Source organism: Pusillimonas sp. ANT_WB101 (genome assembly GCF_008369125.1).
Classification (GTDB): domain Bacteria; phylum Pseudomonadota; class Gammaproteobacteria; order Burkholderiales; family Burkholderiaceae_B; genus Allopusillimonas.
Map to the genome: position 1 here is coordinate 49,663 of NZ_VOAY01000001.1, position 19,396 is coordinate 69,058.

Here is a 19,396-nt window from a genome sequence, read left to right on the forward strand (position 1 = left end):
GCCGCGCCAGGGTTTTTTTCTACGATTTTTTTCTGTTAAAGAATTCCATCTATAGGTATTTGTCTTGAGTTACTCCCGTATTCAACCGCATCTGATGATCGTGATTCACTCGCTTGCGGGTGGTGGCGCTGAACGGGTTGCTGCTGATCTAAGCGCCTACTGGGTGCAGCGGGGCTATCGGCTTACTGTGGTTACACAAGAAGCTGAAAATACCGATGCGTATACCTTACACCCCAAAGTGCACCGTTTTGTATTGGGGACGGCGGGCGATAGTGCCGGCCCCGTCAGTGCAGCATGGTCGAACTTGCGCCGCATCTGGCGTTTGCGACGTTTAATGCGCAAAGAACGGCCCACGATTGTGTTGGGCATGATGACGACGTCGTCAGTGCTGGCGATTATTGCAGCGCGTGGCTTGAAGTGCCGGGTGCTGGCCACAGAGCATACCCATCCACCGGCTCAAAAACTGCCGCAGATCTGGCAGCGGCTTCGGCGTTGGGCCTACCCCAAGGCGACTGCTGTTGTGGCATTGACGTCGGGCACGGCATCGTGGCTGGAGCAGCACGTGCCGGGCTGCAGGCTCACTGTCATACCCAATGCCGTACGCTGGCCGTTGGAGCGTGTCGACCCGATTGTCGAGCCGCCACCGCGCCGCGGGCGGTTTAGGCTCCTGGCCGTGGGCCGACTTCATGAGCTTAAGGGCTTTGATGTGCTCATACACGCTTTTCAAGAGATTGCGGGCCATTTTACCGGCTGGGATCTCGTCATTCTGGGTGAAGGTGGGCTTCGCGACAGCTTGCAGCAACAGATTGATGAGGCAGGGTTGTCTGACCGCATCAGCTTGCCGGGGCGCGTAGGCAACGTTGCCGACTGGTATCTGCAATCTGACCTGTATGTGCTGAGCTCGCGCTTTGAAGGGCTGTCAAACACGCTGATTGAGGCCATGGCCAGTGGCCTTGCACCGGTGTCGTTCGACTGTGAGACCGGTCCGCGCGAAATCATACGACATGGCATTGATGGTGTGTTGGTTAGCCCGGCCAGTGACAGTGAGGCGCTGGCAGCCCACTTGTCTGACATGATGGCCCATCCAATACAACGCGAGGCCTATGCCCGTCGGGCTGTTGACGTACGCGATCGCTTTTCGGTTACACGCGTCATGGCGCTTTGGGGGCAGCTTTTTGAAGGCCGCTGAATGCGCGCCCCTGACGGGTGTGGGTACTGTTTCGGATGATGCAAAAACCTCGCGTTAAGTTGTCTGACTGGGCTTTCTTTTTTGGGAGTGTATTGATGACCCAAACCGGGCTTGAGCCTCACGGTTTACCGGGCGTGCAGCCATGAAAATTCTTTTTTTTGTCAGTTCCATGCACGCAGGCGGTGCGGAGCGGGTAGCCGCCACCTTGGCCAATGGCTGGGCGCAACGCGGCGATACCGTCATGCTTGTGCCTACGTATACGGGCCGGGGTGACTGCTTCTATACGCTGGACGAAGGCGTGCAGCTGACCTGGCTGGCGGATCAAATGAGCAAGCGATGCCCGGGTGTGCTGGCGCCTTTTGCCAAATGGTTTGCCATTCGCAAGCTGGTTCGCGACTTCAGGCCTGATGTCATCGTATCGTTTCTTACCAATGTCAACGTCACTGTTCTGATGGCGGCGCGGGGGTTGAACGTGCCGGTTGTCGTGTGCGAACGTACGAATCCGGCTTTTAGCAATAGCTCTGGCGCGGTGCTCAAGCGTTTGCGCAAACTAACCTATCCCTCGGCGTCGGTTGTGGTGCTTCAGTCTGAAGACAGCGTTGACCTTTTTCACGACATGGTGCCCGGCCTGGATGTGCTTGAGGTCATGCCCAACCCCTTGCCTCCCGATCTTCCCGATGCCCGTTATCGTACGCGCAGCCCGGGCGATAGCACGCGATTCCGGCTGATGGGCATGGGGCGGTTGGTTGCCATCAAGCGTTTTGATGTGCTGATCCGCGTGTTTGGCACACTTGCGCCACAGTTTCCGGATTGGGATCTGGTTATATGGGGCGAAGGCCCTTTGCGTGAAAAGCTTGAAGCGCAAGTGCGTGAGGCAGGCTTGGCGTCTCGGGTTAGCTTGCCGGGACGCACTTCTCAGCCATGGGAAGAATTGAGCGCCGCACACGTGTTTACCATGGTTTCGCAGGTTGAGGGCTTTCCCAACGTGCTGCTTGAGGCCATGGCGCTCGGGCGTGCCTGCGTGACGGTGGACTGTCCCAGCGGCCCACGTGAGATGACGCTGGATGGCGAGTATGCAGAGCTGGTTCCTTTGGGTGACGACACCGCATTGAGTGATGCACTGGCGCGACTGATGGGGGATGCGGTTTTACGCGATGTTCTCGGTCGGCGCGCGGCGGCGTCGGTGCGTGAGCGTTATGGGTTGCCAGATATCATGTTACGTTGGGATAAAGTGTTTACGCGTGCCGGCGTAAGGCCGCAGAGGAAGGTGAATGCAGAGTAGCGAGTTTGGCCGTAAAAAATTGAATGTTGTTCACATAATTTCGGGTCTGGGGCAGGGCGGTGCAGAAACGGTGCTCCATCGTTTGCTGACGGCACCTAGCCAAACTGATCATCATTGTGTAATTTCCATGGGCGATGAGGGCCTCTTTGGTCCTCGGCTGCGTGAAGCAGGCATCACGCTATACACGCTCAATATGCAGGGTGTAAAGGGCATGGCGGCCGGGTTGCTGCGCATGCACCGCCTGTTGCGCGAGCTAAATCCCGATGTGGTGCAAACGTGGATGTACCATGCCGACCTCATTGGTGGCATTGTTGCCCGCATGGCCGGCATACGTGCCGTGTCGTGGGGTATACGCAATTCGGGTGCTGACCTTGGCCTGAGCAGCCGGTCTGCGCGTATGTGCCTATGGGCGTGCGCGCGGGTGTCCGGCCTAGTGCCGGGGGTTATTGTGGCGTGTGCCGAAAACGCACGTGTGCGTCATAGGCAGTGGGGTTATCGTGATGATCGCATGCTGGTCATTCCTAACGGCTATGACTTGTCGCGCTGGCGGCCAGACCCCGACGCGCGCACCGCGATGCGGCAGCAGCTTGGCGTAGCAGATGGCACACCCGTAATCGGCAATGTAGCGCGTTGGAATCCACTTAAAGATTATGAAAACCTGATCGCCGCGTTTGCTATTGCCCTGCGGCGTTACCCGCAGATGCGGGGTGTGTTGATCGGCGAAGGTCTGGTTGACACCAATGCTGACCTTACCAGCATGCTTGATCGTTATGGTGTGCGTGAGCAATTTATATTGCTGGGTCGGCGTGATGATGTGCCGGCTCTCATGAACGCGTTCGACGTGCATGTGCTCGCCAGCCGGGCAGAGGGCTTTCCCAATGTGGTGGCCGAGGCCATGGCAACGGATGTGCTGTGCGTCGCGACCGACGTGGGCGATGCAAGGCTGATGGTGGGCGATGCCGGCTGGGTTGTTGCCCCTAAAGATGCAAAGGCTTTGTCACAAGGCATCGAGCAGGCGGTAGCCGTTCTGGGTACGTCTGAACATCGCGAGAGGGCTGAGCGAGGACGTGCCCGTGTTGAAAACCTGTTCAGTCTTGATGCCATGGTTAGTGCGTATCAAGTGGTATGGCGCAGGCTGGCGCAAGATTACCCCGCTGGCAGGGGCGTTGCTGGTAGTGGCCAAAAGGCAGCTTCAGGCATGTCGGGTGTGGCTGGGGCTGCAGGTGCTCGAGATGCCTCACGTACTCCAAATACAACCAGTACAGCCAGAGCTTCTAATGCCTCAAATGCATCCAGTGCATCCAGTACCTGGGATGCGTCGGGTACATCGAGTGCATCGGCTGTGCCGCCGCAGCAACGCAAAAAGCGCTTGTTGATCGTGGTGAACAACCCCTTGTTTTTTCTTTCACACCGACTGCAGCTGGCGCTTGATGCAAAACAGGCAGGCTATGACGTGCATATCGCCACCATGGATGGTTCCGCCGTGGCGGATGTTGTAAGCCATGGGCTTGTTCATCATGTGATTCCCATGTCGCGCAGCGGCAAGAACCCGCTGGAGGAAGCGCACACGCTTTACGCGCTGTGGGGGCTTTTCCGGCGCCTGCGCCCTGATGTGGTGCATGCTGTCACGATCAAGCCGGTGCTGTATGGCGGCATAGCCGCCCGTCTGGCTGGGGTAAAGGCGTATGTTGCGGCGATTTCGGGCCTGGGGTTTGTTTTTACCCGACAGAAGCAGGGGTTTGACTTCTTGCGGGTTGCCGCCATAGGCCTGTACCGCTTGGCTTTGGGTCACCCCAACAGCCGGGTCATATTTCAGAACACCAATGACCGAGATGTATTGCAGAATGCGCACGTGGTGCGAGCCGGCCAGGCGGTAATGATACGAGGGTCGGGGGTGTCGCTTGACGCATTCCCCGCCCTGCCTGAGCCCGAAGGCCCGATCGTGGCCATTATGGTGGCGCGCCTGCTGCGTGACAAGGGCGTCATGGAGTTTGTAGAGGCGGCGCGTATTGCATCGCGTCGCAGCGATGTGGCAGGTGGAAGAGGACTGCGCTGGGTGCTGGTTGGGGCGCCAGACCCAGGGAATCCGGCCAGTGTGTTGGCACACGATGTTGAGCGGTGGCGCCAGGAAGGCGTGGTGGAGTGCCTGGGCGAACGCTCAGATATCGCCAGTCTTTATGCAGACGCTCATATTGCGGTGTTGCCTTCCTACCGCGAAGGCTTGCCCAAGTCGTTGGTTGAAGCGGCGGCATGCGGTCGTGCTGTGGTTACCACGGATGTGCCAGGTTGTCGCGATGCGATCGAGCCTGGCGCGTCTGGTTTACTGGTGCCTGTACGCGATGCCAACAGCCTGGCAGAAGCCGTACTGCGCCTGGCAAATGATGATGCCTTGCGGCAACAAATGGGCGCAGAGGGCCGGCGCTTGGCAGAGCGTGAGTTTGATATTGAGCAGATTATTTCGGCGCACCTGGCTATCTATGATGCGCTGACTAATCGGACTGCTTGAGTTAGTTTCTTCGGTTTTAGTCTAGATGGCCGGCCTGAGTTCAACCCAGGCCGGCTCCTCGCACCCCGAACTCGATACAAGCAACGGCTGAAATCGAGGCCCAAGCCCCGAGCGCGAACCCAGACCCGAACCCGAGCCCGAGCCCGAGCCCGAGCCCGAGCCCGAGCCCGAGCCCGAGCCGGAACCCAGACCCGAACCCGAACCCGAACCCGAACCCGAACCCGAACCCGAACCCAGACCCGAACCCAGACCCAGACCCAGACCCAGACCTAAGCTGATGCCTCGGCCTACGTCGTTGCCCTATCTCAGCGCCTGCCGACGTCGGCGCTGAGGCTTCGCGTGTCAGGCCACGCGATCCAGCTGCTTGCCGCTGCGGTAAACGTCGAGCAATTCTTCCCGCCGCGTTTGTGCGGCCTGCATGTTTTTCTCTTTTACATGACCGAACCCACGTATGGTGTCGGGCAGTTCAGCGAGCTGGATGGCGCTGGCCAGGTTGTGTTCCGACAGGCTGTCTGCGAACTCGTCCAGCAGTTCAAAATAGTGCTGCACCAGTAAGCGTTCTTGCTGTCTTTCTTCTGTTTTTCCAAACAGATCCAACGGGGTGCCTCGCAGCCCTTTGAAGCGTGTCAGCATGGAAAAGGCTTTCATCATCCACGGGCCGTAGGCTTTTTTGACCAGTTCACCCTTGTCGTTTTTCTTGGCGAGCATGGGCGGTGCCAGGTGAACGTGCAGGGCATAGTCGCGACCAGGTTCACCTTCAAACTCATTGCGTAGCTTCTCAAGAAAAGCCGGATCGGTGTAAAGACGGGCAACCTCATACTCATCTTTGTAGGCCATCAACTTAGCGAGGTTGTTCGCCACAGCCTTGGCAAGCCGCTGGCTTTTGCCCGAGGGCAGGGTGGCTTCTTTTTGCTGGATGCGTTCGACAGCCTGTTGATATCGTCGTGCATAAGCGGCGTTCTGGTAGGCGGTGAGGTGGTCGATATTGCGCTGTATGCTTTGTGCCAGCGGTTCCGGCATGCTTACTACTTCGGCCTTGGCGCGCTGGCGTGGCAGGCCGCTGCTTACAGCGGCTGCGCCGTGATGGGCAACCGCACGGCCCCATTCAAAGGCAGCCAGGTTCTCTTCTACCTTGACGCCATTAAGCTCAATGGCGCGCAATAGGCTTTCGTAAGCCAGTGGCACCCAGCCTTGTTGCCAGGCAAAGCCCAGCAACAACGGGTTGGCGTAAATGGCATCACCCAGCAGCCCCAACGCCAGGGTGTTGGCGTCCAGAAACTTGCACGCATCGCCCATGGCGTCAGTAAGCTGGCGTACAGCTGACTGTGCCGGAAACTGCCAGTGAGGGTTGCTGATGAATTCGGCGGTGGGGGTAGGTGCATTGTTCACGGCTGCATGAGTCGTGCCTTTGAGGGCTTTGGACAACACTTCGGATGAAGTCGTGACCAGTGCGTCGCAGCCTATGATTAGCTGCGCCTCGCCTGTGGCAATGCGCGTAGCGTGAATATCTTCAGGCCGTGCCGCGATCTGCACATGGCTGAGCACCGCTCCGCCTTTCTGGGCCAACCCCGCCATATCGAGTACGGTTACACCTTTGTTTTCAAGGTGTGAGGCCATGCCCAGCAGGCCGCCTATGGTTACCACGCCGGTGCCGCCTATGCCGGTAACAATCACACCGTACGTGGTGTCAATGCTTGGAAGCTCAGGCATGGGCAGGTTGGCGGTTAGCGAGGTGTCAGCGCTGGCCTTCTGGCGTACGGGCTTTTTGACCTGCGCGCCTTCTGCCGTCACAAAGCTCGGACAAAAACCGTTGACGCAGGAAAAATCTTTATTGCAGGACGACTGGTTGATGCGACGCTTGGTACCGAAAGGCGTTTGCAGCGGCTCGACCGAAAGACAGTTAGATTTTACTGAGCAGTCGCCGCAACCTTCACACACGGCATCATTGATGAATACCCGACGGGCAGGGTCTGGATACGTGCCGCGCTTGCGCCGACGGCGCTTTTCAGTGGCACAGGTCTGGTCGTAGACCAATATAGAGGTGCCCTCGACTTCGCGCAGCTCGCGTTGCACGCGGTCGAGTTCATCGCGATGATAGACGGGCGGGTTGCCTGTCAGTTGCATGCCTTTGTATTTTTCGGGCTCGTCGGTCACCACAACGATTTTGCGTGCGCCTTCTGCATGCACCTGCGCGATAACGTCGGTGACTTTGAGCACACCGTCGACGGGCTGACCACCCGTCATGGCAACGGCGTCGTTGTACAGAATTTTGTAGGTGATATTGGCATTGGAGGCAATGGCCGCGCGTATGGCCAGCAAGCCTGAATGAAAATACGTGCCATCGCCAATATTGGCAAAAACATGTTTTTCAGAGGTGAAGTGATGCTGCCCTATCCAGGCTGCACCCTCGCCACCCATATGGCTGAATGTTTCCGTCTTGCGGTCCATCCAGATCGTCATGTAGTGGCAACCAATGCCTGCCAGGGCCCGTGAACCCTCAGGAACGTTGGTCGACGTGTTGTGCGGACAGCCTGAACAGAACCATGGCTTGCGCTCACCCACTTGTGAAGGTGTGCTCTGCTCCCGTTCCTTTGCCTCAATAATGGCCACGCGCGCATCAATGCGCGCTCTTAGCGCCGCCGGAAGATCAAGCTTTTTAAGGCGGGCGGCGATGGCCTTGGCAATGAGTGCAGGTGACAACTCGGCATGGGCAGGCAGCAGCCATTGGCCGCGTGGCACAGACCATTCACCGCCTGCATTATCTTTTTCATTGAACTTGCCGAACACCTTGGGGCGAACAGCGTCGTTCCAGTTGTACAGCTCTTCTTTTAGTGCGTATTCCATGATCTGGCGCTTTTCTTCGACGACCAGGATTTCATCAAGACCATGTGCAAAATCATGCGCATCCTGGGCGTTCAGTGGCCAGACGCAACCCACCTTCATGACACGTATGCCAGCCAGCGCACAGGCTTCGTCATCCAGACCCAGGTCGCCAAGTGCTTGCCGGGTATCAAGATAGGCCTTGCCCGCCGTCATGATGCCAAACCGCGGTGTGGGTGAGTCAATGACGATACGGTTTAATTTGTTGGCACGCACATAGGCCAGCGCCGCGTACCACTTATAGTCAACCAGCCGGGCTTCTTGATCTAACGGAGGGTCGGGCCAGCGTATATTTAGCCCGCCTTCGGGCATCTGAAAATCAGCGGGGATGACGATCTGTGCCCGATCCGGGTCAATGTCGACCGAGGCGGTAGATTCAACCACCTCAGTGACGCATTTCATGGCAACCCACAGGCCGGTGTAGCGGCTCATGGCCCAGCCATGAAGCCCGTAGTCGAGATACTCTTGTACGTTGGAGGGGTAGAGCACAGGGATGCCGGCTGCGATCAGGTCATGTTCTGACTGGTGGGCCACAGTGGATGATTTGGCACCATGATCGTCACCCGCCAGCAAGAGCACACCACCATGGGGGGCTGTACCTGCGGCATTGGCGTGTTTGAATACGTCCATGCTGCGGTCTACGCCTGGGCCTTTGCCGTACCACATGCCAAACACGCCGTCGCGGGTCGCGTCGGGGTAAAGCGTTACCTGCTGTGTGCCCCATACCGAGGTGGCAGCCAGGTCTTCATTAAGGCCCGGCTGAAAGACAATGTCGTTTTCTTTCAGGTGTGACTTGGCTTTCCAGAGCGCCTGATCAATGGCACCCAACGGTGAGCCACGGTAGCCCGAAATAAAACCGGCGGTGTTAAGGCCTGCCGCACGATCCCGGGCTTTTTGCAGCATGGGCAGGCGTACCAGAGCCTGCGTTCCGCTCATGTAGGCTCTGCCGCGTTCGAGGGTGTATTTGTCGTCCAGACTGGTCGTGGCGAGTGCCTTGAGCACCGCAGGGTCAAGAGGGGCGTTCATGAGACCTGTCTCCTGTGTTCGGTCATTTCTATTTGAGTATGGCCCAAGTGTATGAGTTTGCGGTGTTATCGTAAAATCAAATTTTCAGCTATCAGGTATCAGAAAATCAGATGAAGGACGAAGTAACGCTCCGGCAATTCCGGTATTTCATTGCGGCTGCGACGACAGGGCAGTTTTCCTCTGCGTCAGTGGCCGAGAACGTGTCGCAGTCAGCCATTACAGGCGCGGTGCAGAGCCTGGAACGCCAGCTTAAGGTCAGGCTTTTTGAGCGGCTGCCGCATGGCGTCGCTCTGACAGCAGAGGGCCAGGCTTTTTTCCATCATGCTCGCCATGTGATGGATTCGGTCAACGATGCCATGCGGCATGCAAGTCTGTTGCCCCAGTCTGCACAGGGCACCTTGCGGATCGCGGCAACCTACACGGTGCTGGGTTATTTTTTGCCCGATCTGCTCAGTCGCTTCAAGCGCAGTTACCCTCAGGTTGAAATTGATCTTGTGGATATGGACAGGCCCAAGATCGAGGCGGCGCTACTTGAGGGGAGTATTGATCTTGGTATTGGGCTGCTGTCCAATATTGAAAACGTGGATCAGTATGGGCACCGGCTGCTGGTGCGCTCGCGCCGCAGGCTTTGGGCGGGTGTAGGGCACCCGCTTGCCTCGCAGGCTGTGGTCAGTTTGGATGATATAGCGCAGCACCCACAGGTTTTGCTAACGGTCGACGACGCAGACGTGGCCATTAGCAAACTTTGGCCGCAAGGTGAACAAGGCCTTAACGTTGCCATGCGCACCAGTTCACTCGAGGCGTTGCGCGGGTTGGTTGCTTACGGGTTTGGTGTGGCGATACTGTCTGATCTGGTGTACAGGCCGTGGTCGCTTGAAGGCAAGAAAATTATGGCGATACCGGTGTCTGATCCGGTTACCGCCATGGACGTTGGGCTGCTGTGGCCTAAACACCATGTGCCTGTTGGGCTGGCAGATGTATTCAGGCAGTTTTTGCTCGATGCCTGCGAAGGCATGGGTGAGGGCCATCAGGCCGCCTCACCCACAGGCCGCAGCCGTCGACTGCGGGGGTAGGCAATGGCACTTAGGGTATGAGTGCCAGGCCCACTCTGAACTGCGAGCCGACCTTCTGGTTATACCCCAATATGGTTTCGCCATATCCCTTGAAGTACTGCACATGCAAGTAGCCATTCATGTTCAGAAAGGTACGACGCAGCGGCCATGCCGCCTCGATCTGGGTGCTGTTGCGCCCGGCCGTGCCCTGGCGATACAAGCCTGACAGCACCAGGCCGTTATCTTGAGCAAAGCGCAACTTCCAGTCTACGTGACCTGCATAGTCGGCGTAGTCGGGGTTTTTGTCGCCGCTACCAAAGTAAGCCTTGATCTTTGGTGCAAAGGTAAGTGTGCCGCCGCCATCAAATCGGTAGTTGAACTCAGGTTGGATGTAGCCAAAATTTATAGCACGCGAGTCGTCACCGTCTTTGCCGTTAGATTCATGCTCTACGCCTGTGGCCAGGCCAAGAAAGGCACTTTTTTCTGGTGAAAAAAACAGTGCATCTTTGCGCCAGAACAGGCTTGGTTTGAATGACGTGTCTACAAAAGGATGCGACTCGGCTGACAAATCCCACAGCGATGTTTGTGTGTACCCCAAATAGAAGTTGTCGATGAAGTCGGGGTTGATCGGGTCTTTGGGCTGAAACAATCGGTATTTGAAGCTGATCTGAAACCGCGCATCGGTACGCCCGTGGTTTCTGCCCGCGTCAAAATAAATGGGCTCATATGGTGAGATCGCATTACGAAACCGGTCGAATCCATCCGACGACGAACTTGCCATGGCCACGCTATTGTTGGGCGCTGGCCCCTGATTGGGCGACGCACCTGCTGCCACGACAACATTGGTGGGCAGCACGGGATCGGTCTGGCCCTGAACTCGGGCTGCCCCTGCGTCCACGACAGGCACGTCAGCCGCCGTACCGGCGATTGCACTCTTATCAAGCGGGCTGGTGTCCAAAGCCAGCATGGTGGGCGTACCCTCGATGTTGACGGCCTGAAGCCCGTGCACCGTGCTGGGTACGACGGCTTTCCAGGCTAGCTTCACAAAGGTGTTGACGGGCACCGTCACCGAACCGCCACCGCCAGCCAGGTAGGCGAGGCTGCGAATAGGCTGACCATTCTGGTTTCGCCACTGAACGACGAGGTTTTTGGGTGCGGTGTATTCGAGCGCGTTGTCGCCGTCATTAAACAGCACTGCCGTAATATCGACGGTTTCTCCCGCCGATGCGTGTGCCTGTTCGAGCTTGTAGGTAATGCCGCCGAGAGCGGGGCCTGAACCCAGGAGGGCGGCCGACAGCAACAGCATTCCTGAAAAGTGTTTGAGTGAAATCGCCATATGGTTTTTGCTTTGTTAGGTGGGCAAAACGTTAACATCCGCCTTCGGAGTTGAAGGCAGGGTATTGTAAAGGGGTTTGAACACTGCCCCGGGAGCCAGCACAGCGTGTGTAGTGCTCAAGTTGTAAGCAAGTAGCGAGCCCGGTAAGCGACGGTTTCTGAATAATCGGGCTGCATGGCATGCGTGGGGCCCCATTTTTTTGCGTTAACGGGTTAAACTGCGGCGCCGGTTAGTCATATAGCCAAATAGCTAGGTATCCTGTTAGCCGTTAGCAGGTGAACCCGTTAACCGGTCAGTCAGCCAGTTCGCGAGTGAGTCAGTCGGCTAGCCAGCGGGCCTTGGCTTTTTGTAAACGTATTGTGGCTGCACCTGCGGACTGTGTATGATGTGCCCGTCGTAGGCGCATGCGCAAGCAAACTTGGCAGCACATTATAATTACGCGTTGTACTGGTTTTTTCATCCCGCCCTTAGCTCAGCTGGATAGAGCAACGGCCTTCTAAGCCGTAGGTCGCAGGTTCGAGCCCTGCAGGGCGGACCATAAAATCTTGTTTTGTTTCAATGTTTTATGGCCGGTTCAATCAGTAGTCTTTAGCTGTTCTAGCTACGGCTGTGCCCTGAACGTGGCAGCATTTACGCGCTGCGCGACGTGTCCAACAGGCAACTCGCCCGGCTTTTTGTCATTTCGATAATTCTCCAGTCGCCCAATACTTTCAGTACGAAACACGGTACTCCACCGGGTGCGTTGCCTGTTGGGCATGTCGCAAAAACGCTTGGCTGACATGCTTGGCTCGACTGAGCAAACCGTTTCATTGTGGGAGCGGCATGGGCGTATGCCGGTTGGTTATGACCGCTTGATGCGTGCGTTCTACCTGGGATTTTTGGATGGAAACGTAAAGCTGCGAGACATGGTGGACCGGCTGGTCAACTTGGATCGGCCCTATCGGGACGAGAAGGCCGTGTTTGAAGATACCGACATTGGCTGGAAGATAGTCGCCTGATTATTTTTTGATGAGTCGGCCTTCCCATCCGTAGGTCGCAGGTTCGAGCCCTGCAGCTCGGTCCATTCCGGTCCTTATCTTCCGAACTTCTCTTCTAGAGCGGCTCGGTGCGGTGCCAAGGCGGGCAAGTCTTGCTCGGCATTCTGTCGTAGTGCAACGTTTCGTGCGTGGCCTTTTTCCATGCCTGCCAGCACAGCTCGTTTACTGGCTTCCGATAGCTTAGGGTCTTTATTTACATTGGCGATGCCTTGTTGATAGCCCTGTTCGACCTCGGCAAGCGTCAACTTTGAGCTAAGAATCACATAGCCATTCATGACGCGATCCCCGACGTCTGCCCACTCTTCGGGGCTCGAAAAGCCATGCGCTTTGGCTAGATTGCCCAGGTCTTCGTAGGCAGGCCCTGCCTTTTCCATCAACTCGATCCCAGAAGCCAGTGGGCGGGTGCGATCGATCTTTTTCCGTTTGCCATCATCGTGTTTCGCTGACAGCGCCTGTGCTTCTGGCATGCTGTTAAGGTAGCGTTCAACCTGTTGTTCTGTCAGGGGTGTAGCTAAGGCTGTGCCGATTGATTGGCCAAACAGAAAAAGACACCCAGCAAGAACAATAAGCTTTCTGATCATGTGAAAAACTCCGTGGATGCAACCGGTAAAAAAAGGTTGGAGCTTGGCAAGGCTCGTTGTGCAGAGACTGCAAGGCAGAACAAACTGGCAGTATGGTAAACGTTTGCCTACCTCGCGGCACCGTCTGTATGAACGGGCAACGAAATTGTAGCTGCCACAGGCCACGTTTGTCGCAACGGGCTCGGGGAGTGTGGCGTATGTTGCAGTGTGATGGCTGATGCGCACAAAGCTTTTTTGTCTTACTGGCCGTAACACGTTGAAAACTGCACTCGCACACCTCTTGCGCCGCTATGTTACTTATATACAAGCTTGTTGTGCCCAATATTCCGGGTGCGTGCATGAGGGAGTACATGAGTCAGAGCAAGAAAAATTTTAGCGTTGCGATAGATACAGCCAGGGTGGTGGCCTGCTTTATGGTCGTTGTGCTGCACGTGGCCGCCATTAATTTTTATTCGTTTGATGACCACGGGCAGTGGTGGGCGAGCAATTTTTATGATTCGCTCACACGCACCTGTGTGCCGCTTTTTTTGATGATTACGGGTGTGCTCTTAATGCGTAAGCAAGAGTCGTTACCCCAATTTTTCAAGAAACGGTTTGTACGGATTATTCCGCCCTTGCTGTTCTGGTCGCTGTTTTACATGGCGTGGAACAGTTGGCAGGGCGAGCATTATGGTCGCTGGTATGAGTGGATCACGACGATGGCCAATGGCCCGGTCACCTTTCATCTCTGGTATTTGTACGCCATTGTAGGCATCTATCTGTTCGTGCCATTTTTGCGAAAAATATGGCATGCTACAAAGCAATCTGAGCGCAAGCTTTATCTGGCGCTGTGGGCGGTTGCTTCCTGCTGGCCCACGATCAAAGTGTTGTTCGATATCGACGTAGATGCACTTGAGGTCTATGGCATTGGGCCTTTCTTTGGCCTGGTCGGTTATCTGTTTCTGGGGGCCTACGTGCATGATGTTTATGTAGAGCATCCTGCGAAGCGCCGGTATTGGCTGCTTAGCCTTGGCCTGTTTATGCTCTTTAGCGTACTCACCATGTTGGCCACGTATGTGTATTCTGCCCGTGAAGGCGAGCCTGATCCTTTGTTTTATGACTATCTGTCGCCGTTTGTGCTGGTGTCGTCGATCTACGCGTTTAACGTGCTTTATGGTTTGGGCATACGGTTGGGTAAGTCGTTGGATGTCGGTGTCGACGTGCCCGGGCTAAAGCAATTGTCTGCCTGCACGCTGGGTGTTTATTGCCTACACATTTTTATTTTGCATCGTTTTGACGCCGCTACGGGCATTATGGAAGGCGATGCGTCGTCGTGGTGGGCCATCCCGGTGACGGCTGTTGTTGTGTTCAGTGTGTCGATGGGGGCCATTATGTTGCTGCGCCGCTTTCGGGCGTTTGAGTATGTGACGTGAGGGGCTGGGGGCAGCAACCTTAAATTACTACCTTAGTGCTCGAGCATGGCCACCACACCACACCACACCACACCACACCATGCCAAGCTTAGCGACGAGTGTGCCGCTGAACGCGTCAATCGCATCGCCGAACAGGTCTGCGGAGACATTGTTCTTGCACGACGCATGCAGGCCACTTAACGCCAGCTTGCGTGACCATGACAGGTGCGCCTACATCAATAAGGACGATCCCCTTTGAGGGTAATGCGGTACATGGAACGGCGAAATCCGTGGTAGTCGTTGACCGGGTTGTGCATTGCACAGCGGTTGTCCCAAAAGGCAATGGCGTGAGGAGTCCAGGCAAAGCGACAGGTGAATTCGGGTTTTACCTGATGCTTGAACAGAAACTCTAGCAGCGGGGCACTTTCTTCGTTGGTCATGCCTTTGATGCCAGCCGTGTGTGCAATGTTCACGTACAGGCTTTTGCGGCCGGTTTCGGGATGGGTACGTACGACAGGGTGCTCTGCTAAGTAATCTTGCAACTTTTCATGCTTGCCGTCAGTTCTGATGCGGTCTTCGCGTGTACGTGAAACGTCGGCCTTGGCCGATGTACTGATGCCGATCAGGCCATCAAGCAATTTTTTCATGGTGTCGGACAGGGCGTCGTAGGCCAATTGCTGATTTGCAAAAAGAGTATCGCCGCCATAGGGCGGAACCTCCCGAGACAGCAGCATAGACCCCATTGGCGGCTCCTGCAGGTAGGTGGTGTCGGAGTGCCATATGCCCCCGAAGTTGATTGTTTCGGTTTCGAGTTTCTTGACTTCGATGATCTGCGGAAAGTTCTCTAAGCCCCGGACGAATGGATATTCGACGGGCTCCCCCATTGCATTGGCGAAGTCGAGAAAGCGTTGGGGTGAAATATCCTGATTTCGAAGAAAGATGACCTGGTGATCCAGCAGAGCCTGACGCACAGCCTGCGCCTGATCCGCAGCAAGTGGAGAAGACAGATCTATGCCGGAAATTTCGGCACCCAATGCGCCAGCGATTTGTCGTGTTTTCATGTGAACTCCAGTCTGTTGGTTCGTTATGTCTCTGTTCTTCAGCGCGGTTTGTATCCGACTGTCATCCGTTGAAAACATAGGGTGTCGTTGTCATATGCGTACGCCGGTGCGCAAACCATTGGTGTCGACAAACTCAGGGCTTGAGGCCTGCGGTGGTCGAGAGTAATAGCTGTGATATTTTTTCGGCGTTCTGCTCCACGCGCTGGCGCGGGCCCGCAACAGCTACGCCCAGCGTCATGGCACCAAAAGTGATGGGCGCTGCGATCGCCATGACGTCTTCCACGTTTTCTCCCCTTGTGATGGTGTAGCCGCGTTTTCGGCTGTCATCCAGGTCAGCCTGCAAGCGTCCGGCATCAGTAATGGTGTGTGGCGTGGCTTGCAACAATGCATGCGCTGTTAGCCAGGCCTGGCGTTGTTCGTCTGTCGCCCAAGCCAGCATTACTTTTCCGATGGAGCTCGAGTGCAGCGGCTTGAAGTCGCCCGCGCGGGACGAGTACCGTATCGTCTGCCCGCTTTCCAACACCAGGAGATAGAGCACGCGGTCGTCCTGACGCGTGCCCAGAATGACGGTTTCATTGGTGGCGTCACGCAGCGCCATCAGGGCGGGCTGGCATCGGATGGCGATGGGATCGTGGGCATTAATTTCGCTTGCCGTATCCCATAACCAGCGTGTGGGATACGACTCGCGGTTCGACAGGAAATACAGCAAGCCGTACTGCTCGAGTGAGCGGATCACGCTGTGGCAGGTTGACATTGGAATGCCGGCCATTTGAGAGATTTCAGACAAAGAAAGCGGCCGCTTTGCTTTGCGGAATGCTTCCAGCACGTAAAAAGGGCGTAAGGCAGAACGACTCAGTGTGGTGGTCATAGTTGCAGATGGTGTGCTCTACATAAAAAACTAGTCGGGACCATAATTCTATATGCAGAAATATAAGTGATAAAAATTCAATATACAGAATTCAAAATAACCATGTCAAGAAGTCTGGGCGGATGGGCAGGCATTAAGCCAGACAGGCGATCTCGTCGTATTCTTCCAGTTGTCACCAAGAATATTGCATGTATGAAAATTCTAAAGGTAAAATAAAAATCAATAATAATTCCGTATGCAGAATAAATGCACGGAAAAATCATAAAATTGGAGACAGACATGGATGCGAGCAAGAAACGGATTGTGGCACTTGGGGTAGCTGTCGGCGTGGGAGTATGTATGGCAACGCCCGCATCGGCCAAGGCAGTAACCTTGAAATTGGCCCATCAGTGGCCGCAGGCCGAATCGGATTACGTAATCGCCACGGCCATCAAGTTTGCGCAGGAAGTCGAAAAACGTAGCAATGGCGATATCAAGATCCAGTTTTTTCCTGCCGAGTCGCTGGTCAAGGCCAGTAATACGCATACGGCCCTGAAAAACGGTGCTGTGGACCTCGCTATTTATCCCTATATCTATGCCGCAGGCGCCATCCCCGAGATGAACCTTCTGTTGATGCCTGGCGTGTGGAAATCACATGATGACGTCTTCAACTTCCGGACGACGGCGCCGTGGCAGAAAATTGAAGCCAAGGCCGAAGCCTACGGATTCAAAACATTGTCCTGGATACAGATCTCAGGAGGTGTGGCGTCGACCAAGAAACCCATCGTGTCATCGGCAGATGTGGCCGGCGAGAAGGTGCGTGCGGCGGGCAAGTATATGTCGTACGCTCTGCAGCAGGCCAAGGCCAGCACGGTGTCCATGCCCTCTTCGGAAAACTACAGCGCCATGCAAATGGGGCTGCTCGACGCAGTATGGACTTCGTCCAGCTCATTTGGCGCCTACCGACTTTATGAAGTGAGCAAGTTTTACGTTTCGCCGGAAGAATACAGCATCTACTACACCATTGATCCTATCGCGATCAGCATGAAAACTTGGAACAAGCTGACCCCTGACCAGCAGCAGATACTTTCAGAGGTTGGAAAAAGCCTGGAGCAGTCAGCATTGGAAGGGGCGAAGAACGAAGACTCCCGCGTTGCCAAGCTGTTTGCCAGTAACGGCGTAGCCGTGCAACAGATGACGCTTGAAGACTGGAACCAGTGGCACGCTCTCTTCGAGAAATATGCCTTCACAAAGTTTAAGGAAGACAATCCATCCGACGCCGCCTTGTTGGATGAAATTCTCGCTTTGTACAAATAAATGGGCGTGGGCAGCAGAGGCCACTTGCGACGCGGCATTTTCGGTAGGCTCGTTGATATCTCGGGGATCTCGGTGGGCGTGGCCACCTTCCTGATTGGCCTGCTTGTGGCCTACGACGTCATTGCGCGAAGCTTGTTCCGCATGACGAATTCGTGGATATCTGAGGTAACGGTATACCTGATGGGTTATATCGCTTTCATGGGTGCAGCGTACGCACTCAGGGAAGGCGCCCACGTCAGCGTCGACATGCTGGTGCAGAAGCTGTCCGCGCGTCCCCGCGCCATCGTAGTGGCCATTGCCGATCTATGCATGGTGCTGATCATCTCAACCTTGACCTGGCTTAGCTTCGGGTTTTTTCTGGAAGCCTGGGCTAGTAACGAGGTCTCGGATACGATTTTTTCCATCAAACTGTGGATTCCCTATCTGTCCTTTTTCGTGGGCATGGCCTGGCTGCTGCTTGTTTTGATCGTCCAAATAGCCGGGAAGTTTTGCCATTGCGAGAATGACAAGGACATTGCATGATTGAGTTGTGGATAGGGCTGGCGATGTTTGTCGCGCTGCTGGGTGCCTTGCTAATTGGGATTCCCGTCGCCTTTGCCTTGATCGCCGTCGGTTTAGGGTCTCTTACTATCCTGGGTGGCGGGCTTGATGCGCTTGGGTTGGTCGCGCCTACATTATGGTCGTCCGTCGCCAGTTTTACGTTGACTGCTGTTCCGCTTTTTATTCTGATGGGTGCGATTATCTCGGCATCAGGAATGGGGGCGCGTCTTTATGGGGCTCTGGCGACATTGATGCATGGGGTCCCGGGCGGGCTGACCGTGGCCACTACGCTGGCCTGTACGATTATGGCTGCCGTGTCAGGCTCCAGTGTCGCCACTGCCGGCGCTATCGGGCGGTTTTCCGTGCTGGAGATGCGCCGTTTTGGCTACAAAGATGAGACTGCCTGCGGAGCGGTTGCCGCAGGAGGCACGCTGGGTATTCTGATTCCACCAAGCATTCCGTTGATTGTCTATGGCATCATCGCCCAGGAATCAATCGGGGCGCTGTTCATTGCAGGCATTGTTCCGGGCATCCTCATGGCGCTTGCCTTTGTTGCCTATCAGGTGTGGATTGCCCGGCGCGAATTGAAACGTCTTCCCGTTGTTGTGAGTGAACACGTTACGCTGCGTCATCGTCTTAATGCGTTGAAGCACATCGTGCCGGTGGCGGTTCTGATTTGGATCATTCTGGGTACTATTTATAAAGGTATTGCCACGCCTACTGAAGCTGCGGCGCTTGGCGTGATCGCAAGCTTGTTGTTGTCAGCGGTGATTTATCGGGAGCTTTCCTGGGCCAAGATGGTATTGATATGTCGAGAGTCGGCCAAGGGCAGTGTCATGGTGCTGATGATCATCGCCGGTGCGATGCTTTTTGGATACGCAATGACGACAAGCAACGTGGCACCGACGCTTTCGCGCGTGGTGGCCGATCTCGACGTTCCGCCGTGGGTCGCTTTCATCACCATCAACCTGTTGCTGGTGTTCTTGGGCTGCTTCATGGAGACACTGTCCATCATCGTGATCACCGCGCCCATACTCATTCCTATCATTATGGCGCTGGGCTGGGACCCTCTCTGGTTCGGTATTATCATGGTCATTAATATGGAGATGGCATTGATTACACCGCCTGTGGGTCTGAACCTGTTTGTCGTCCAAGGGGTGGTGGAGGATGTGCCGCTGACGAAGATTATTGCCGGCACGATGCCTTATGTGCTCATCATGGCGATTGTATTGGTGCTGGTGGGCGTATTTCCTGAATTGGCGACGTATTTACCCCAGCAATTGAAATAACACCGGTTGCCGATGATGCATGCGTCATCGGCATCTGCGACACAGTATTCTGTAAAGCAAAG

The 19,396-nt window shown here is 55.7% G+C and carries 15 protein-coding genes, 1 tRNA gene and 1 pseudogene; 12 read left to right on the top strand and 5 right to left on the bottom strand.

Annotated features, from left to right (window positions below; genetic code table 11):
• The first annotated feature begins 94 nt into the window (after positions 1 to 94).
• The 4 genes and pseudogenes from FQ179_RS00205 to FQ179_RS22860 all read left to right on the top strand — a co-directional run bounded on the left by FQ179_RS00205 (position 95) and on the right by FQ179_RS22860 (position 4,977).
• Positions 95 to 1,189: a glycosyltransferase family 4 protein gene (locus FQ179_RS00205; protein WP_149396829.1), complete on the top strand. Its 1,095-nt coding sequence runs from the start codon at positions 95 to 97 to the stop codon at positions 1,187 to 1,189.
• 142 nt (positions 1,190 to 1,331) lie between these two features.
• Positions 1,332 to 2,471, top strand: a complete 1,140-nt coding sequence (locus FQ179_RS00210) for a glycosyltransferase family 4 protein (protein WP_149395284.1) — start codon at positions 1,332 to 1,334, stop codon at positions 2,469 to 2,471.
• Positions 2,461 to 3,483, top strand: a pseudogene (locus tag FQ179_RS22855) (glycosyltransferase family 4 protein); the annotation flags it as partial. The gene FQ179_RS00210 and the pseudogene FQ179_RS22855, both read left to right, overlap by 11 nt.
• 330 nt (positions 3,484 to 3,813) lie before the next feature.
• On the top strand, positions 3,814 to 4,977 hold the full coding sequence (locus FQ179_RS22860; RefSeq protein ID WP_370459848.1) for a glycosyltransferase family 4 protein: 1,164 nt from the start codon (positions 3,814 to 3,816) through the stop codon (positions 4,975 to 4,977).
• Positions 4,978 to 5,319: 342 nt separating this feature from the next.
• Here the strand turns inward: FQ179_RS22860 and FQ179_RS00225 are convergent, their stop codons facing one another.
• Positions 5,320 to 8,883, bottom strand: a complete 3,564-nt coding sequence (locus FQ179_RS00225) for an indolepyruvate ferredoxin oxidoreductase family protein (protein ID WP_149395285.1) — start codon at positions 8,881 to 8,883, stop codon at positions 5,320 to 5,322.
• A gap of 110 nt (positions 8,884 to 8,993) precedes the next feature.
• Between FQ179_RS00225 and FQ179_RS00230 the strand changes: the two genes are divergently transcribed.
• Complete coding sequence (locus tag FQ179_RS00230) at positions 8,994 to 9,956, top strand: LysR family transcriptional regulator (protein ID WP_149395286.1); 963 nt, start codon at positions 8,994 to 8,996, stop codon at positions 9,954 to 9,956.
• A gap of 10 nt (positions 9,957 to 9,966) precedes the next feature.
• On the opposite strand, the gene FQ179_RS00235 is transcribed toward FQ179_RS00230, so the two are convergent.
• Positions 9,967 to 11,271, bottom strand: a complete 1,305-nt coding sequence (locus tag FQ179_RS00235) for a phospholipase A (RefSeq protein WP_149395287.1) — start codon at positions 11,269 to 11,271, stop codon at positions 9,967 to 9,969.
• Positions 11,272 to 11,732: 461 nt separating this feature from the next.
• On the opposite strand from FQ179_RS00235, the gene FQ179_RS00240 reads away from it, so the two are divergent.
• A tRNA-Arg gene (locus FQ179_RS00240) sits at positions 11,733 to 11,809 on the top strand.
• 199 nt (positions 11,810 to 12,008) lie between these two features.
• Positions 12,009 to 12,269 (top strand): DNA-binding transcriptional regulator, encoded by a 261-nt coding sequence (locus FQ179_RS00245; RefSeq protein WP_255474764.1) that lies wholly within the window; start codon positions 12,009 to 12,011, stop codon positions 12,267 to 12,269.
• 74 nt (positions 12,270 to 12,343) lie between these two features.
• On the opposite strand, the gene FQ179_RS00250 is transcribed toward FQ179_RS00245, so the two are convergent.
• Positions 12,344 to 12,889: a hypothetical protein gene (locus tag FQ179_RS00250; protein WP_149395289.1), complete on the bottom strand. Its 546-nt coding sequence runs from the start codon at positions 12,887 to 12,889 to the stop codon at positions 12,344 to 12,346.
• A 350-nt stretch (positions 12,890 to 13,239) separates the two neighbouring features.
• Here FQ179_RS00250 and FQ179_RS00255 point away from each other — a divergent pair, with 350 nt between their 5' ends.
• Positions 13,240 to 14,301 carry an acyltransferase gene (locus FQ179_RS00255; protein WP_188074462.1) on the top strand — a complete coding sequence of 354 codons (1,062 nt, stop codon included), beginning with the start codon at positions 13,240 to 13,242 and terminating at the stop codon, positions 14,299 to 14,301.
• A 45-nt stretch (positions 14,302 to 14,346) separates the two neighbouring features.
• Positions 14,347 to 14,481: a hypothetical protein gene (locus FQ179_RS22525; protein WP_255474765.1), complete on the top strand. Its 135-nt coding sequence runs from the start codon at positions 14,347 to 14,349 to the stop codon at positions 14,479 to 14,481.
• Between the two features lie 35 nt (positions 14,482 to 14,516).
• On the opposite strand, the gene FQ179_RS00260 is transcribed toward FQ179_RS22525, so the two are convergent.
• On the bottom strand, positions 14,517 to 15,341 hold the full coding sequence (locus tag FQ179_RS00260; RefSeq protein WP_149395291.1) for a TauD/TfdA family dioxygenase: 825 nt from the start codon (positions 15,339 to 15,341) through the stop codon (positions 14,517 to 14,519).
• A gap of 133 nt (positions 15,342 to 15,474) precedes the next feature.
• Positions 15,475 to 16,209, bottom strand: a complete 735-nt coding sequence (locus tag FQ179_RS00265) for an IclR family transcriptional regulator (protein ID WP_149395292.1) — start codon at positions 16,207 to 16,209, stop codon at positions 15,475 to 15,477.
• Between the two features lie 279 nt (positions 16,210 to 16,488).
• Here FQ179_RS00265 and dctP point away from each other — a divergent pair, with 279 nt between their 5' ends.
• Genes dctP through FQ179_RS00280 form a run of 3 tightly spaced genes read left to right on the top strand, consistent with a single transcriptional unit; the run spans position 16,489 to position 19,334 of the window.
• On the top strand, positions 16,489 to 17,505 hold the full coding sequence (dctP, locus tag FQ179_RS00270; RefSeq protein ID WP_149395293.1) for a TRAP transporter substrate-binding protein DctP: 1,017 nt from the start codon (positions 16,489 to 16,491) through the stop codon (positions 17,503 to 17,505).
• Positions 17,506 to 17,529: 24 nt separating this feature from the next.
• Positions 17,530 to 18,027: a TRAP transporter small permease subunit gene (locus FQ179_RS00275; RefSeq protein WP_188074463.1), complete on the top strand. Its 498-nt coding sequence runs from the start codon at positions 17,530 to 17,532 to the stop codon at positions 18,025 to 18,027.
• The gene (locus FQ179_RS00280) at positions 18,024 to 19,334 is read left to right on the top strand and encodes a TRAP transporter large permease (protein ID WP_149395295.1); all 1,311 of its coding nucleotides are present in this window, start codon (positions 18,024 to 18,026) and stop codon (positions 19,332 to 19,334) included. The genes FQ179_RS00275 and FQ179_RS00280 overlap by 4 nt, the downstream gene beginning before the upstream one ends.
• Positions 19,335 to 19,396 lie beyond the last annotated feature (62 nt).

Bases quoted from the DNA above. Each gene is read 5' to 3' on its own strand.
- FQ179_RS00205 (WP_149396829.1), top strand. From the start codon at position 95: ATGATCGTGATTCACTCGCTTGCGGGTGGTGGCGCTGAACGGGTTGCT.
- FQ179_RS00210 (WP_149395284.1), top strand. From the start codon at position 1,332: ATGAAAATTCTTTTTTTTGTCAGTTCCATGCACGCAGGCGGTGCGGAG.
- FQ179_RS00225 (WP_149395285.1), bottom strand. From the start codon at position 8,883: ATGAACGCCCCTCTTGACCCTGCGGTGCTCAAGGCACTCGCCACGACC.
- FQ179_RS00230 (WP_149395286.1), top strand. From the start codon at position 8,994: ATGAAGGACGAAGTAACGCTCCGGCAATTCCGGTATTTCATTGCGGCT.
- FQ179_RS00235 (WP_149395287.1), bottom strand. From the start codon at position 11,271: ATGGCGATTTCACTCAAACACTTTTCAGGAATGCTGTTGCTGTCGGCC.
- FQ179_RS00250 (WP_149395289.1), bottom strand. From the start codon at position 12,889: ATGATCAGAAAGCTTATTGTTCTTGCTGGGTGTCTTTTTCTGTTTGGC.
- FQ179_RS00255 (WP_188074462.1), top strand. From the start codon at position 13,240: ATGAGTCAGAGCAAGAAAAATTTTAGCGTTGCGATAGATACAGCCAGG.
- FQ179_RS22525 (WP_255474765.1), top strand. From the start codon at position 14,347: ATGGCCACCACACCACACCACACCACACCACACCATGCCAAGCTTAGC.
- FQ179_RS00260 (WP_149395291.1), bottom strand. From the start codon at position 15,341: ATGAAAACACGACAAATCGCTGGCGCATTGGGTGCCGAAATTTCCGGC.
- FQ179_RS00265 (WP_149395292.1), bottom strand. From the start codon at position 16,209: ATGACCACCACACTGAGTCGTTCTGCCTTACGCCCTTTTTACGTGCTG.
- dctP (WP_149395293.1), top strand. From the start codon at position 16,489: ATGGATGCGAGCAAGAAACGGATTGTGGCACTTGGGGTAGCTGTCGGC.
- FQ179_RS00280 (WP_149395295.1), top strand. From the start codon at position 18,024: ATGATTGAGTTGTGGATAGGGCTGGCGATGTTTGTCGCGCTGCTGGGT.